The following is a 13284-nucleotide window of genomic DNA, read 5'->3' on the forward strand; positions in this document are numbered from 1 at the left end:
GTGAGCCTGGTCATGGGCGACGATCCCTGGTGAGCAGCTCCAGTTCGCTGAGTTGCTTCTGCGCGCGCGCCAGCAGGGTCGCCGAGCGGGCCAGATCGAGGCGCGCCGGCGTCGGCGGCGGCTTGTCGGCGGCGAGCACGCTCGATGGTCCGGTGGTCGGCTTGCGAATGTCGAGCGCGAGTTGCAGGCCTGCGTTCAGAAGCGCGACGTCGCGCTCCCCGACCTTGGCGCGGTCAACCGCCTTGAGCTCGGCGACGCCGCCGTCATATTCATCGCCGAGCGCACGCGCGGCGCCGCGGAACAGATGCGCGCGCTCGCGATCGGGGCTGCCGTCTGCGCTGAGGGAGAGCGCCTGCTCGCCGGCGAGCCGCACCACGGCGAGCCGGCCACGGATCAGCGCACTTCGCGCGATCACCACATAAAGCTTCAGGCGGCTCGCGCGGTCGAGCCGCTCCAGCATGGCCGCGACCCGTGCAAAGCGCCGCTCATCGAGCGCAAGACTCGAGCGCGTCAGCGCCGAGGAAAACCGCTGCCAGAAGTCGCCGGCATAGATCGAGTTGCGGTAGTGGCGGACATAGGACTCGGTGAGAAACTCGAACTTGTCGAAATCCTCGGCCTGCCCGACCAGCAAAATCTCGCGGCGCAGCGCGGCCTCTTCCACCAGCGTGCCCGGCAGCAGCAGGCGCGCTTCGTCGAGCCGCTCGATCGCAGCCGGCACGTCCGAGTTCGCCAGCAGCGCGCCCTGCACCAGGGCGATGTGTCCGCTCATGCTCGAGGGGACGGCGCGCGGCTTGACGTCCTTGAGCAGCTCGCGGGCTTCGTCCTGGCGGCCCTCGACATAGGCCAGCGCGGCATTGAACAGCCGCTCGTCGACCTTCAGCCGGTCGCGCGGCAGCTTGCGCACGAGCTGCGGCGCGCCGCCGCTCAGGAGATAGACGACGACGGCCTGGCCGTTCTGCGGATTGCCCCACACGGCCGGATCGGCGGCGAGAAATTTTTCGCCGACCTGCCGGATCAGCACGAGGTGACCGTTTTGCGCGGCGGTGTCGCCTCTTGCGATCCCGTCCTGCACCTCCTGCAACCTCCGAACCATTTCGTACGGCTCGCCGGACAGGGACACCGGATCCGGCGCGGCGGCGAGCGCCGGCGCCGAGGACAATGCAAGCAACAGCGTAGCGAGAGATCGCAGCCTGATCATGGGCGCTTGTCCCTGATCAGGATTTCGATCCGGCGATTCTGCGCCGCCGCCGGATCGTTCGGAAGCTTGGGACGCCGGTCCGCATAACCCTCGACATGCTCGATGCGCTGCGCATCGACGCCGGATCGAACCAGCATGTAATACGCCATCTGCGCGCGCGCGGTCGACAGCCGCCAATTGTCGTAGGTGTCCGAGCGATACGGCCGATTGTCGGTGTGGCCGCGGACGATGATCACGCCCGAACGCCTGGTCAGTAACGGTCCAATCTTGTCGATGACGCGGATCAACTCGGGACGCGGTTCGGCGGAGCCGACCGCAAACATGCCGAAATTGGCATCGTCGGTGAGGCTGATCAGCAGGCCCTCCTCGACCTGGCGGACTTCCGCGACCGGCCCGGTGCCCGCCTTGGTGCCCGACAGCGCATCGCTGATCGCCGCCTGCAGCTGCTTGACGGTCAGCTGCGCCTGCGCGTCGCGCGGCAGGGCATCCTTCGCAGCCTCGCCCGGACGCGGCTGGGCTGCTGCATTGGGCTGAGCGTTGGATTGGACGTTAGCCTGGACATTGCCTTGGGCGTTGCCGTCGCGACCGGGCTGCGACGGTGCCGACCCGGGCGGCAGCAGCGGCGTTCCGCTGGCGGACTGCGCCTCCGTGCTTGCTGCAGCGCTGCTGCCGGAATCGTCCAACTTAATGCGACGTGCGGGCGATGGCTCGCCTTGACTAGACGCTTGCGGCATTTCACGCACGGGCTTTGGCGCGGGCTCGCTCTCGATCACCCGCTCGGCATCCTTGCCGGCCTGTGGCGCCAGCTTCCAGTAGCCGGGATCGAACGGATCGCGGTAGGCCTCGCCGCCCTTCAGGCCGTCCTCTTCGGCAGAGGTCAGAGCGCCGGCGCGCCGTTGGCCCGACGCCTGGCTCGAGCTCGCCATGATCTCGGTCAGCGTCGCGTAGGGATCGCGAAACAGCACCTTCTCTTCATAGAACGGCGGCTGCTCCGCGGTCGGCGAATCGCCGCGGCGCTCTTCATTGGGGCCGGCAGGCTGGCGCTTGCCGTCCTGGCCCTCGGACACCGGTGAATCCTTCTTGGGGAAATCCCTGAGGCCTTTCGGGGCAGGTGAATTCTCGGCAAGCTTGATCGGGTTGAAGTAGCTCGCCACGATCTGGCGCTGGTCCTGGTTGAGCGCGGTGAGCAGCCACATCACCAGGAAGAACGCCATCATGGCGGTCATGAAGTCCGCGTAAGCAATCTTCCAGACGCCACCCTTGTGCGGCGCGTCCTCGAACGCGCTGCGCCGCCGGATGATGACGAGCTCTTGCTTGACCTCGTTCATGAAGAACTACCGGCGCGCTTCATTGAGACGCTCGATCCAAGCCGACAGCTGCGTCTCGATCACGGTCTGGTCGGCGACGACGCGGATCTCCACAGTGTCGGTGGCCCGGTAGTCGATGCCGGTGCGCTGCACGGCATCGAGCTGCGCCTTGACCCGCTCGAGCAAATCGCCAGGGCCGCTGATCTTGAACACGGGTACGGGTGAGCTTGAGGTCAGCGCCGCGATCTGCTCGACCAGCGGAGCGACGGCCTTGTCGCGGACCGCCTCGGCCAGGAACGGTTGCAGGATGCGGGCAACCGAGCTTGCGATGTTCGATTCGAGCTCGCGGCAGGCCGCGGCGAAACCATTGACGATGACGGCCGCCTGCTGATCCGACCATTTGGCGCGCTCTTCGCCAAGCCGGATCGCGCTGCGAACGCGCTCCTCCGCGAGGCTGGCGTTGCCTTCCGAGACACCGGTGGAATAGCCGCGCCGATAGGCCTCGTCCAAAAGATTGACCGGCGGCGCTTCGGCCTGCGGAGCGGGCATGGGTACAGGCTGCGGTGCCGGCGCCGGCTCTCGCCTGGCTTCCATTGGCCTCGCAAATTGCTCCGCGGGTTTCGGCCGCTCAGCCGGCGGCGTGACGCGGCCGCTGGCGTCGAACTGGGTGAGGAGTTTTCCGATCGCCGCGTTCATGCCGCCTCCTCCCGACGCATCCAATCTTTCAGGATCGCCGCCGCCTGCGTCTGGTCGAGACGCACGATCTGTTCAAGCCGCTTCTGCGGCGTGCGCTGCAGCTTGCCCTCGAGGTCTTCCACCAGGTTCAACTCGCCCTGCTCCGGCAGGGACAGCGCGGCAGCGGCCTCGAATTCGGCGGCGGTTTCCGCCGCCTCGACCTGCTCCTGCTCCGCACGGTGGGTCAGGATGCCGTTGACCGCGGGCCGCAGGCCGAACCAGACCAGCATCGCGGCGACGGCAAGGATGGTCGCCGCATTGATGAAGCTGCCCATCTGACGGTTGAGCATCTCGACAAATCCGATCGGCGGCACCGGCGCCAGCTCACGCGAGCCCTCGACGAAGTCGACCGCCGTCACCTGGATCTGGTCGCCGCGCTGCTTGTCGATGCCACCGGCAGTCGCCGCAAGCTGGCTGATCTCGGCGATCTTGCTGTCGACGATCGCCTGGTTGGTCTTGTCGCCGAGATCGGCGACCAGCCGGGTGCGGTTGATCAGCACGGCGATGAACAGTTTCTTGACGGCATAGCCGTCGCTCACGGTGGTCGTGGTCTTGGACGACACCTCGAAATTGGTGATGTCCTCGCGCCGCTGCTTCTCCTCGGCGGAGTTCTTGGTTCCGCCGGCATTGACCTGCTGGTCCGGGAGATTCTGCTGCACCGTGGTCGGGGTCTGGCGGTCGGCGTTCTGCGAGGTCTCCTTTTCGCGGACGTTGCGCACCGAGCGCTCGGCGCGGCTTTCCGGATCGTAGATGGTCTCGTTGGTCTGCCGCTTGTCGGTCGAGAGCTGCGGCGCGACGCTGACCTCGAAATTGTCGAGCCCGAGATAGGGCGTCAGCGCCTTGCGGATATTCTCCTGCACCATCTGGCCGACCATCTTCTGCAGGCTCGCCATCTTGGTCGGCGCGGCGCTGGCCTCGTCCTCCTCGGCCAGCAGCATCGAGCCGTCGGCATCCAGCACCGTCACCTTGTCGCGCGACATGCCGGGGATCGCCGCCGCGACGAGATGGCGGATCGACTGCGCGGTGCGGGCCTCGATCGCGCCGTCGGTGCGCAGCACGACCGACGCCGATGGCGGCTGCTGGGTCGCCCGGAACGAGCCGCGCACCGGCAGCACGATATGGACCCGCGCCGCCTTCACGCCCTTCATCAGCTGAACGGTGCGGGCGATCTCGCCTTCGAGCGCCCTGAGCTTGGTGACCTCCTGCATGAACGAGGTCAGGCCGAGCGAGCCGATCTTGTCGAACAGCTCGTAACCGGAATTGGCGCTGGTCGGCAGCCCCTTCTCGGCCAGCAGCATCCGCGCCTGCATGGTCTGGCTCGGGCGGACCGAGACCGCATCGCCGGCAGCGTTGACGTCGAAGGCGATGTTCTGCTCGCGCAGCGCAGCTCCGATCCGGGTCACGTCCTCGCGGGCGAGGCCGTTGTAAAGCACCTCGAATTCGGGCCGGCTCAGGTAATAGGCGCCGCCGACCACCGTGACCAGAACGGCAAAGCCGATCAGACCGAGGGCCATCAGGCGTCGCGGCCCAAGCTGCAGCAGATTGTTGAGCAGCTGCTGGATCTGCGCGCGACTGAGCATATGACCTCGTACCGATGCGAATGGCCAGAACACTCCGCTGCCAACCTTGTCTGAAGGTTGCGCGGGTGCGCCGGCGCATCAGTTCGCGCTACAGGCGTGGCAATTTGGCAAGGGGTTTGCGAGCGGATGATCGCCCCCCGCCCGGGGCCGCGCCGATGCCGGCGTCGTGGCCGTCTTTCACGGCCGATATCTTGCGGCTAGGACCGTGCTCCGCGAGGAGCACGGTCGGTTGCGAAGCCGCTAGCTTACTTGAACAGCGACAGGATGCTCTGGCTGTTCTGGTTGGCGATCGAGAGCGCCTGGACACCGAGCTGCTGCTGGACCTGGAGCGCCTGCAGGCGGGTCGATTCCGCGTTCATGTCGGCGTCGACCAGCTGGCCGATACCGCGGGTCACCGAATCCATCAGCGACTTGACGAAATCGGTGTTGTTGCCGATGCGGTTCTTGATGGCGCCGAGGTCGGCGGCGGCCTGGCTGACCGTGTTGATCGCGCCGGTGACCTGCGCGATCAGGCCGTCGAGCGTGGTCTGGTCGGCCGCCGAATCGGTCAGCGCGCCGATGTTGAGGTTGTCGATCGAGCTGCCGCCGCCACCCACGGTGTCGAGGAAGCCGGTCTGGGTGCTGGTGTAGAGCGAGTAGCTGGCGACGGTCACCGAGATCGTGTTGATGGTCGGGACGCCGCCGACGCGCGAGAATGACGACACCAGGTTGACGGTGGTCGGCGTGGTCGCGTTGGTGCTGAGCCAGTTCACCCCGTTGAAGGTCGCCGAGTTGGCGGTGTTCTTCATGTCCTGCTGGATCTGGGTGATTTCGGTCTGGATCTTCTTGCGGTCGATGCCGGCGGTCTTGGCTTCGACCAGCAGCGACTGCAGCTTGGTGAGGCCGCTGTTGCCGTCGCTGCCGAGCACCGAGGTCAGCGCGGTGTATTCGGTGTCGACGGTCGCAGCCGACAGGCCGAGCGAATCGGAGACCGCGGAAAGCGCGGCGTTGTCGGCGCGCATCGAAGTCGCGATCGACCAGTAGGCGGAATTGTCGGAGGCGGTCGCGACGCGCTGGCCGGTCGAGATCCGGTTCTCGGTCGTCTGCATGTTGGTGCTGACCGAGCGCAGGGTCTGCAGCGCGGTCATCGCCGCCGAGTTGGTGAGCAGGCTGGAAGCCATCTTGGATGTCCCTTGAGGTGAGTTGTGCGGGGGGACATACCGGACTTGCACCGGTACGGCAGAGCGGCGTCATGCCTTTGGGCCGGCTATCGCAGCAAGGGCCCAACCTGTCGTGGCGACGAAGCTAGGGACTGAGGCTTGTGCGAGGCTTGCGTCGCAGCGGGCAAAAAATGAAAGGCCGCGCCCCGGAGAGCGCGGCCTTCCGTACCGGATGCTTTAGCTTAGCGGAACAGCGAGAGCAGGCTCTGGCTGTTCTGGTTGGCGATCGAGAGCGCCTGGACGCCGAGCTGCTGCTGGACCTGGAGGGCCTGCAGACGGGTCGATTCCGCGTTCATGTCGGCGTCGACCAGCTGGCCGATACCGCGGCTCACCGAATCCATCAGCGACTTCACGAAGTTGGAGTTGTTGTCGATACGGTTCTTGACGGCACCGAGGTCGGCAGCCGCCTGGCTGACCGAGTTGATCGCGCCGGTGACCTGCGCGATGTAGCCATCGAGCGTGGTCTGGTCGGCAGCCGAATCGGTCAGCGCGCCGATGTTGATGGTGTCGATCGAGCTGCCGCCGCCGGCGGTGTCGAGGAAGCCGCTCGAGGTGGCGGTATAGAGCGAGTAGTTGGCAACGGTCAGCGTGATCTTGCCGGTGGTCGGCACGGCGCCGACGCGCGAGAACGACGACACCAGGTCGACGCTGGTCGGCGTGGTCGCGGTGGTGCTGAGCCAGTTCACCCCGTTGAAGGTCGCCGCGTTGGCGGTGTTCTTCATGTCCTGCTGGATCTGGGTGATTTCGGTCTGGATCTTCTTGCGGTCGATACCGGCGGTCTTGGCTTCGACCAGCAGCGACTGCATCTTGGTGAGACCGCTGTTGCCGTCGCTGCCGAGAACCGTGGACAGCGCGGTGTACTGCGTGTCAACGGTCGCGGCCGACAGACCGAGCGAGTCGGAGACGGCGGAGAGCGCGGAGTTGTCGGCGCGCATCGAGGTCGCGATCGACCAGTAGGCGGAGTTGTCCGAGGCAGACGCCACGCGCTGGCCGGTCGAGATCCGGTTCTGCGTGGTGGCCATGCTGGCGCTGACCGACCGGAGGGTCTGCAGCGCGGTCATGGCGGACGTATTCGTAAGCAGGCTTGACATGAAGCATGTCCCTTTATGTACGCGTTAACTTTTTCATGAGGGGACATACCGGACTTGCACCGGTACGGCAGGGCGGCATCATGCCTTTGGACGTGTGTGGGTTAAGGTCCAACCTTCCGTAGCCGCTGTCGTAGCAGCCGAACGTTAGCCGTGGCTTAAGACGGGATTTTATTTCGCCGCAATAGCGCGGCCGCCAGTTTGCGATCCGGTAACGATGACGAGGCCACGACCGCCCCAGGATGGCACAGGTCGCGCCGCGCCGCTTATCCTGCGCCCGCTACGAGAACGACCGGACCAGGCCGGAGGCGAGCAGATTCCAGCCGTCGATCAAGACGAAGAACAGCATCTTGAACGGCAGCGCGATCACCGTCGGCGGCATCATCATCATGCCCATCGACATGGTCAGCGTCGCCACAATCATGTCGATCACCAGGAACGGCAGGATGATCAAGAATCCGATCTCGAACGAGCGACGCAGCTCGGAGATCATGAAGGCCGGAATGATGACCCGCATGTCGATCCGCTTGTCGTCGAATTTCTTGCGAAAGCTTTCGGCGGCCAGCGCCTCGAAGGTCTGCAGGTCCTTCTCGCGGACATGGGCCAGCATGAACTCGCGGAATGGATCGGTGATCTTCAGATAGGCGTCCTCCTCCGAGATCTCGTTCTTCATCAGCGGCTGAACGCCGGTCTCCCAGGCGCGGTCGAAGGTCGGCGCCATCACATAGAAGGTCATGAATAGCGCGAGGCTGATCAGGACGAGATTTGCCGGTGTCGTCTGCAGGCCGAGCCCGGCGCGCAGAAACGACAGCGCGACGGCAAATCGCGTGAAACTCGTCACCATGATCAGCAGCCCCGGCGCCACCGACAGCACCGTGATCAGCGCCATCAGCTGGACGATGCGTCCGCTGGTGCTGCCGTTGCCCGGCGGCAGCAGCGAGTTGAGATCCGGAATCTGGGCCGACGCCGCCTCGGGCAGCAAGACCAGCACCACCGCCACGACGAGGAAAAGCACTCTCATTGGATCACCAGCGTCTCAATGATCAATTCGCGCACCTTGCCCGACGACCTGACATTGGCGCGTTCGGTCAGATCGTCGCGCAGATGCTGCAGCCCGCGGGCGCCCTCGAACTGGGCAACCGTGGCCGACCTGAGATAAGCGACGATGTCCTCGCTGATATGGGCGGCGAGGATGCCGGCCTCCTCGTCGTTCATGGTTTCGGTCACCATCGAGGCCTCGACCCGCGCCCAGTTGTTCGGCGGCGCGGCCAGATTGGTCACGACCGGCGACAGCCTGCGCAGCCGCGCGCTGCCGGCGTAGCTGGCCGCGACCGGCGGTTGGGTGACGTTCTTGCGGGTGTCGGCGACGCGCTCCGCCGCCGCGATGAGTTGCAGGCCCGCGAGCGCGCCGGCGCCGATCGCGATCAGCGTCAGGACAACGATCGCGACGATCAGGCGCATGGCGTCCCTCGTCCCGGTGACGCGGCCTGCTCCGCCCCGCGATCAGAATGGCGCCGCGACGTCATAGATCCGTTGTCCCCATGCCGGCTGCTGCACGTCGGTCAGGCGGCCGCGGCCGCCATAGGAGACACGTGCCTCGGCGATCTTCTCATAGGAAATGGTGTTGCCGCGCGAGATGTCGCGGGGACGAACGATGCCCCCGACATTGAGCACGCGCATTTCCGCATTGACGCGAAATTCCTGCGAGCCGCTGATCATCATGTTGCCGTTCGGCAGCACGTCGGTGACGATCGCGGCGACCGACAGCTTGATGTCCTCGGTGCGGTCGATCTGGCCGGCGCCCTTGGTCGACGTGCTCGAGCTCAAATTGGCGTTGGTCTGGCCGGTGTTCTGCCAGCCGGCGGCATTCATCAGCCAGTCCAGACCGAACTTGATCTGCGAGTCGCGTGAGCGATCGGTCTTGTTGTCGAGCTTGGCCTTGTCCTGCATGGAGATCACCACGGTGACGACATCGCCGACGCGCTTGGCGCGCGGATCGCGGTAAAGGTCGGTGCCGTCGTCCCAGGTCGAGCGATAGCTGACCGGGGTGTGGACCCGCGGCGTCACCGGTATAGGCAAGGCCTGCGTCCGCAAGCCGTCGCCGACCGGGGACAGCTGCGGTCCCTTCAGCGTGTCGGCCACCTCCTGGGCGCAGCCGCCGAGCAGCAGCAGCGAGAGGATCAGCATCGGCTTTTTCATCTGTTGGTCTTTCCGTCGTCGACGCGCCGCATGCCGCCGAGCAGATCGGCGAGATGCGCCGCGCGCGCCGATTCCATCTCGTTGAAGATTGCGCTGGCGTTGCGCGGGCTCAGCTTGGCCAGCACCGCGGCCGCGGTCTCATCCGCCATGCCGGCGATCTGGGTGGCGGCGGCCTCGGGCCGCATGCGCGAATAGATCTCGACCATCGAGGCTTCGGCTTTCTTCAGAAATTCGTCGCGCAGCGCCATCCACTGCTCGTATTCGACGCGCTTGGCCTCGACTTCCGCGATCCGCTCGCGCAGCTTGGCCTCGGCCTTCTCCAGTTCCTTCAGCTGCCAGGCCAGGCGGGCGTCGACGGCAGGATCGGCGACGTTGCTGCAGAACTGGGCAACCTCGTTCTCCGGAGCCGGGGTCGCGGCGACCGGGGCCGGCTTCGGCGCAGCGCTGTTACCGGTCCTGGCTGGGCGAGCCGCGGCAGGCGGATTCTCGGGCGCCGGCACCGCGCCGGTCATCAGCGGGCCGGTGTCTTCGGGCGCCCAGGCCGTCGCCCTGGCCGACCCGCTGTCGGCGGCGGACGGCGCGACCGGCGCAACCGGCTTCGGAGCGCCGGCGCTACGCGGTCGTGCAAAAGACTTGAGATCGAGCGGCTTGGCGGTGTCCAGCGCCCAAAGCGGCGCGGCGCTCACCAATGCAAACGCCGCGACCAGGACGAGAACTTGCGATTTGTGATCCAGCTTCAGCATCGGGCGGCGTGCGATTCTCGGTCGAGAACACAGCAATGCGCGACCAAGCTTGCACGACGCTTATGCTTCATTGAACGATGACGTCCGCCTGCAGCGCGCCGGCGGTCTTGATCGCCTGCAGGATCGCGATGATGCCGGACGGTTTCAGGCCGATCTGGTTCAACCCGCGGACCAGGCGCTGCAGGTCGACGCCACTGAGGATCGCCACCTGCGACCCGGCCTCGTTGGCCTCGATCGCGGTCTGCGGGACCACCACGGTCTGTCCGCCGCGCGAGAACGGCGCCGGCTGCGACACCACGGGGAGCTCAGTGACGCGGACCGTCAGATTGCCGTGCGTCACCGCGACGGTCGAGATCCGGACGTCGCGTCCGATCACCACCGTGCCGGTGCGCTCGTTGATCACCACCCGCGCCGGGGTATCGGGCTCGACGGTCAGCTCGCCGATTTCGGCGAGGAAACGCACCGGGCCGATGTAGCGCGGCTTCGACAGCACGATGGTGCGGTAGTCGCGCTCGAACGCGATCTGCGACCGGTAGCGGCCGCCGGCAAAACGGTTGATGGCATCGAGGATCCGCGTCGCCGTGACGAAATCGGGGTTCTTCAGTTCGAGCACCAGGAATTCCATGTCATGGAGACGCCCCTGTACCTCGCGCTCGACCAATGCGCCGTTCGGAATGCGGCCGGTGGTCGGCGTGCCCTGGCTGACGCTCTGGGCCTGGCCCTGCACGCTGTAGCCGGCCACCGTAACGGCGCCCTGCCCCACCGCATAGACCGCGCCGTCGGCGCCGCGCAGCGGCGTCATCACCAGCGTGCCGCCCAGCAGCGAAGTGGCGTCGCCGAGCGACGACACCGTGATGTCCATGCGCTCACCCGGCGCGATCGAGGGCGGTAGGTCCGCCGTCACCATCACCGCCGCGACGTTGCGCGTGCGCAGCGTGGTCGGCCGCGTCGGCGTGGTGCCGCCCGTGTTGTCGTTCCTGACGTTGATGCCCATGTTGTCGAGCATCGACTGCAGCGATTGCTCGGTGAACGGCGCGTTGCGCAGCGTATCGCCGGTGCCGTTGAGGCCGATCACGAGGCCGTAGCCGACGATCTGGTTTTCGCGCAATCCCCTGATGTCGGCGATGTCCTTGATGCGGACGGCGGCCTGCGCACTGGCAGTGCAGCAGATGAGGATCAGCGTAAGCAAAAGCCGGGTCATCATCCGTCAACGACCTTGATGGTGCCGTCCGGCTGGACGATGCCGCGGATGACGACGCCAGTGTCGGTATTGCGCACCGGAATCAGCGCGCCGACCGCGCCCGACTGCATGGCGGAGCCGTAGGTCACGATCGACAGGCCGCTTTCTTCGACAATCACCTTGACGGTGGCGCCCCTCGCGACGGCCCAGGGATCCTCGACGGCGTTGGTCGGAATCGGCTGACCCGGCAGCAACGTCCGCCGCGCCATCCGTCCGACCAGCGTCGGACGCCCATCGATGAACAGGGCGACGCCCAGCAGATTCGACGCGAAGGCGCGTTCGGTGATCATGTCGTCCCTGATCACCTCGCCCGCGCGTATCGTCACCGCGGGCACCGGCAGCCGCCGTTCGTCGGCCGCCACCGGGCCGGCGAAGGCCAGCCCCAGCAGCGCCGCGACGACGCCTCGCACGATCGTGTTCAGCATGCCTGCACCGGAACTAGCGAAGACCCTTCGATACCGTCGACGCCATCTCATCCGACGCCTGGATGACCTTGGCATTCATCTCATAGGCGCGCTGCGCGGAAATCAGCTCGGTGATTTCCTTGACCGGATCGACGTTCGAGGACTCCAGGTAATGCTGGTTGATCTTGCCGTAGCCGGCATCGCCGGGCAGGCCGACGACCGGCGTGCCCGACGCCGTGGTCTCGCGATACAGATTGCCGCCCAGCGGTTCGAGACCCGCCTCATTGGCGAAGTTGGCGAGGTTGAGCTGGCCTATCTGGCGCGGATTCACCTCGGTGTCGAGCTTTGCAAACACCTGGCCGGTCTGGTTGACCGTGACCTCGACCGTGCCCTGCGGCACCGTGATCGAGGGATCGATCTGGTAGCCGTCCAGCGTGACCAGCTGGCCGTCGGCGTTGGTGTTGAACGAGCCGGCGCGGGTGTAGAGCACCTCGTTGTTCGGACCGAGGATCTGGAACCAGCCGCGCCCGTTGATCGCCATGTCGTAGGTGTTGCCGGTCTGCGTCAGCGTGCCCTGGATGTGCAGCTTGCGAATCGCCGCCGAACGGACGCCAAGGCCGAGATTGGCGCCTTCCGGGATCGGCGACGAGCCCTGCACGTTGGGAACGCCCTGCATGCGGTCCATCTGATAGAACAGGTCGGTGAACTCGGCGCGCGCCCGCTTGAACGAGGTGGTGTTGATATTGGCGATGTTGTTCGCGATGACCTCGATATTGGTCTGCTGCGCGTTCATTCCGGTGGCCGCGATGGCGAGCGATTTCACAGCGTGATTCCTTCAATCAAATCGACATCCGAACGACTTCCTGGTAGGCCTGCACGACCTTGTCGCGCACCGCGACCGCGGTCTGCAGCGCCTGCTCCGCCGACATCAGCGCCTCGACCACGCGCCGGGTCGATTCCTTGCCCTGGATCGCCGAGATTGACGCCGCCTCACCGGCCTTCAGCGTGCCGATCGCATCCGACGTCACCTGCTTCATCACGGAGTCGAAACCGACATCGTTGCTCGACTGCGCGGCGCTCGCCGCGGGCGCCGGCGCCGTCATCTCCGTCTCAATGCCACGCGACGCAACCTTGCCGGCGGAGATCGCGGTCGACGAAATCGCTTCCAACATTGTCAGCTCCTCAAGAGATCGATGGTCATGCCGAGCATCGACCTCACCTGCTTCATGACCTGGAGATTGGCCTCATAGGATCGATTGACCTCGCGCATGTCGGCCATTTCGATCATCATGTTGACGTTGGGCAGCTTGACGTAGCCGGATTTGTCGGCAGCGGGATGGCCCGGATCGTACTCGACGCGGAACGGCGAGCTGTCGACGCCGACATCCTTGACCTTGACCAGCTGCGCGCCCGCGGCGCGGTCCATCGCCGCGTCGAACGTCACGGTCTTGCGCTGATAGGGATCGGCGCCGGCGGCGCGGCCGGTGGCGTTGGCGTTGGCGAGGTTTTCCGAGACGATCCGCATCCGGGTCGATTGCGCCTCGAGCCCCGAGCTCGCAACCATCATCGACGCCTGCAGGGAATCCACCAT

Annotated in this window: 15 protein-coding genes; all 15 read right to left on the bottom strand. The window is 66.0% G+C overall.

From position 1 onward, the window contains the following. Positions 1 to 10 precede the first annotated feature (10 nt). Entirely contained in the window at positions 11 to 1198 is a 1188-nt protein-coding gene (locus CI41S_RS06115) for a chemotaxis protein (protein WP_139857834.1), read from the bottom strand. Further along, positions 1195 to 2526: a MotB family protein gene (locus CI41S_RS06120; protein WP_139857835.1), complete on the bottom strand. Its 1332-nt coding sequence runs from the start codon at positions 2524 to 2526 to the stop codon at positions 1195 to 1197. Before CI41S_RS06120 ends, CI41S_RS06115 begins: the two co-directional genes overlap by 4 nt. 6 nt (positions 2527 to 2532) lie before the next feature. Beyond that, on the bottom strand, positions 2533 to 3201 hold the full coding sequence (locus tag CI41S_RS06125; protein ID WP_139857836.1) for a hypothetical protein: 669 nt from the start codon (positions 3199 to 3201) through the stop codon (positions 2533 to 2535). Beyond that, positions 3198 to 4820, bottom strand: a complete 1623-nt coding sequence (fliF, locus tag CI41S_RS06130; protein WP_172627929.1) for a flagellar basal-body MS-ring/collar protein FliF — start codon at positions 4818 to 4820, stop codon at positions 3198 to 3200. Before fliF ends, CI41S_RS06125 begins: the two co-directional genes overlap by 4 nt. A 245-nt stretch (positions 4821 to 5065) precedes the next feature. Next, entirely contained in the window at positions 5066 to 5980 is a 915-nt protein-coding gene (locus CI41S_RS06135; RefSeq protein ID WP_139857838.1) for a flagellin N-terminal helical domain-containing protein, read from the bottom strand. A gap of 221 nt (positions 5981 to 6201) precedes the next feature. Then, positions 6202 to 7110 carry a flagellin N-terminal helical domain-containing protein gene (locus CI41S_RS06140; protein ID WP_139857839.1) on the bottom strand — a complete coding sequence of 303 codons (909 nt, stop codon included), beginning with the start codon at positions 7108 to 7110 and terminating at the stop codon, positions 6202 to 6204. A gap of 277 nt (positions 7111 to 7387) precedes the next feature. Next, entirely contained in the window at positions 7388 to 8128 is a 741-nt protein-coding gene (gene fliP / locus CI41S_RS06145; protein WP_139486644.1) for a flagellar type III secretion system pore protein FliP, read from the bottom strand. Then, positions 8125 to 8568: a flagellar basal body-associated FliL family protein gene (locus CI41S_RS06150; RefSeq protein WP_139857840.1), complete on the bottom strand. Its 444-nt coding sequence runs from the start codon at positions 8566 to 8568 to the stop codon at positions 8125 to 8127. Before CI41S_RS06150 ends, fliP begins: the two co-directional genes overlap by 4 nt. A gap of 42 nt (positions 8569 to 8610) precedes the next feature. Then, positions 8611 to 9306: a flagellar basal body L-ring protein FlgH gene (gene flgH, locus CI41S_RS06155; protein ID WP_139857841.1), complete on the bottom strand. Its 696-nt coding sequence runs from the start codon at positions 9304 to 9306 to the stop codon at positions 8611 to 8613. Next, a complete protein-coding gene (locus tag CI41S_RS06160) occupies positions 9303 to 10049 on the bottom strand; it encodes a MotE family protein (protein WP_172627930.1) in 747 nt (248 codons plus the stop codon). Before CI41S_RS06160 ends, flgH begins: the two co-directional genes overlap by 4 nt. Before the next feature lie 67 nt (positions 10050 to 10116). Next, positions 10117 to 11250 carry a flagellar basal body P-ring protein FlgI gene (gene flgI / locus CI41S_RS06165; RefSeq protein WP_139857843.1) on the bottom strand — a complete coding sequence of 378 codons (1134 nt, stop codon included), beginning with the start codon at positions 11248 to 11250 and terminating at the stop codon, positions 10117 to 10119. Next, positions 11250 to 11714, bottom strand: a complete 465-nt coding sequence (gene flgA / locus CI41S_RS06170; protein ID WP_244626414.1) for a flagellar basal body P-ring formation chaperone FlgA — start codon at positions 11712 to 11714, stop codon at positions 11250 to 11252. Before flgA ends, flgI begins: the two co-directional genes overlap by 1 nt. Before the next feature lie 13 nt (positions 11715 to 11727). Continuing rightward, a complete protein-coding gene (gene flgG / locus CI41S_RS06175) occupies positions 11728 to 12516 on the bottom strand; it encodes a flagellar basal-body rod protein FlgG (protein WP_139486649.1) in 789 nt (262 codons plus the stop codon). 16 nt (positions 12517 to 12532) lie between these two features. After that, positions 12533 to 12865 (bottom strand): flagellar hook-basal body complex protein FliE, encoded by a 333-nt coding sequence (fliE, locus tag CI41S_RS06180; RefSeq protein WP_139857845.1) that lies wholly within the window; start codon positions 12863 to 12865, stop codon positions 12533 to 12535. A 2-nt stretch (positions 12866 to 12867) separates the two neighbouring features. Beyond that, positions 12868 to 13284 carry a flagellar basal body rod protein FlgC gene (gene flgC / locus CI41S_RS06185; protein WP_139857846.1) on the bottom strand — a complete coding sequence of 139 codons (417 nt, stop codon included), beginning with the start codon at positions 13282 to 13284 and terminating at the stop codon, positions 12868 to 12870.

This window comes from Bradyrhizobium ivorense (assembly GCF_900696085.1).
In the GTDB taxonomy this organism is placed as follows: domain Bacteria; phylum Pseudomonadota; class Alphaproteobacteria; order Rhizobiales; family Xanthobacteraceae; genus Bradyrhizobium; species Bradyrhizobium ivorense.

What these genes read in the sequence shown, in the direction of transcription:
- CI41S_RS06115 (WP_139857834.1), bottom strand. Translation starts at nt 1,198, where the DNA reads ATGATCAGGCTGCGATCTCTCGCTACGCTGTTGCTTGCATTGTCCTCG.
- CI41S_RS06120 (WP_139857835.1), bottom strand. Translation starts at nt 2,526, where the DNA reads ATGAACGAGGTCAAGCAAGAGCTCGTCATCATCCGGCGGCGCAGCGCG.
- CI41S_RS06125 (WP_139857836.1), bottom strand. Translation starts at nt 3,201, where the DNA reads ATGAACGCGGCGATCGGAAAACTCCTCACCCAGTTCGACGCCAGCGGC.
- fliF (WP_172627929.1), bottom strand. Translation starts at nt 4,820, where the DNA reads ATGCTCAGTCGCGCGCAGATCCAGCAGCTGCTCAACAATCTGCTGCAG.
- CI41S_RS06135 (WP_139857838.1), bottom strand. Translation starts at nt 5,980, where the DNA reads ATGGCTTCCAGCCTGCTCACCAACTCGGCGGCGATGACCGCGCTGCAG.
- CI41S_RS06140 (WP_139857839.1), bottom strand. Translation starts at nt 7,110, where the DNA reads ATGTCAAGCCTGCTTACGAATACGTCCGCCATGACCGCGCTGCAGACC.
- fliP (WP_139486644.1), bottom strand. Translation starts at nt 8,128, where the DNA reads ATGAGAGTGCTTTTCCTCGTCGTGGCGGTGGTGCTGGTCTTGCTGCCC.
- CI41S_RS06150 (WP_139857840.1), bottom strand. Translation starts at nt 8,568, where the DNA reads ATGCGCCTGATCGTCGCGATCGTTGTCCTGACGCTGATCGCGATCGGC.
- flgH (WP_139857841.1), bottom strand. Translation starts at nt 9,306, where the DNA reads ATGAAAAAGCCGATGCTGATCCTCTCGCTGCTGCTGCTCGGCGGCTGC.
- CI41S_RS06160 (WP_172627930.1), bottom strand. Translation starts at nt 10,049, where the DNA reads ATGCTGAAGCTGGATCACAAATCGCAAGTTCTCGTCCTGGTCGCGGCG.
- flgI (WP_139857843.1), bottom strand. Translation starts at nt 11,250, where the DNA reads ATGACCCGGCTTTTGCTTACGCTGATCCTCATCTGCTGCACTGCCAGT.
- flgA (WP_244626414.1), bottom strand. Translation starts at nt 11,714, where the DNA reads ATGCTGAACACGATCGTGCGAGGCGTCGTCGCGGCGCTGCTGGGGCTG.
- fliE (WP_139857845.1), bottom strand. Translation starts at nt 12,865, where the DNA reads ATGTTGGAAGCGATTTCGTCGACCGCGATCTCCGCCGGCAAGGTTGCG.
- flgC (WP_139857846.1), bottom strand. Translation starts at nt 13,284, where the DNA reads ATGGTGGATTCCCTGCAGGCGTCGATGATGGTTGCGAGCTCGGGGCTC.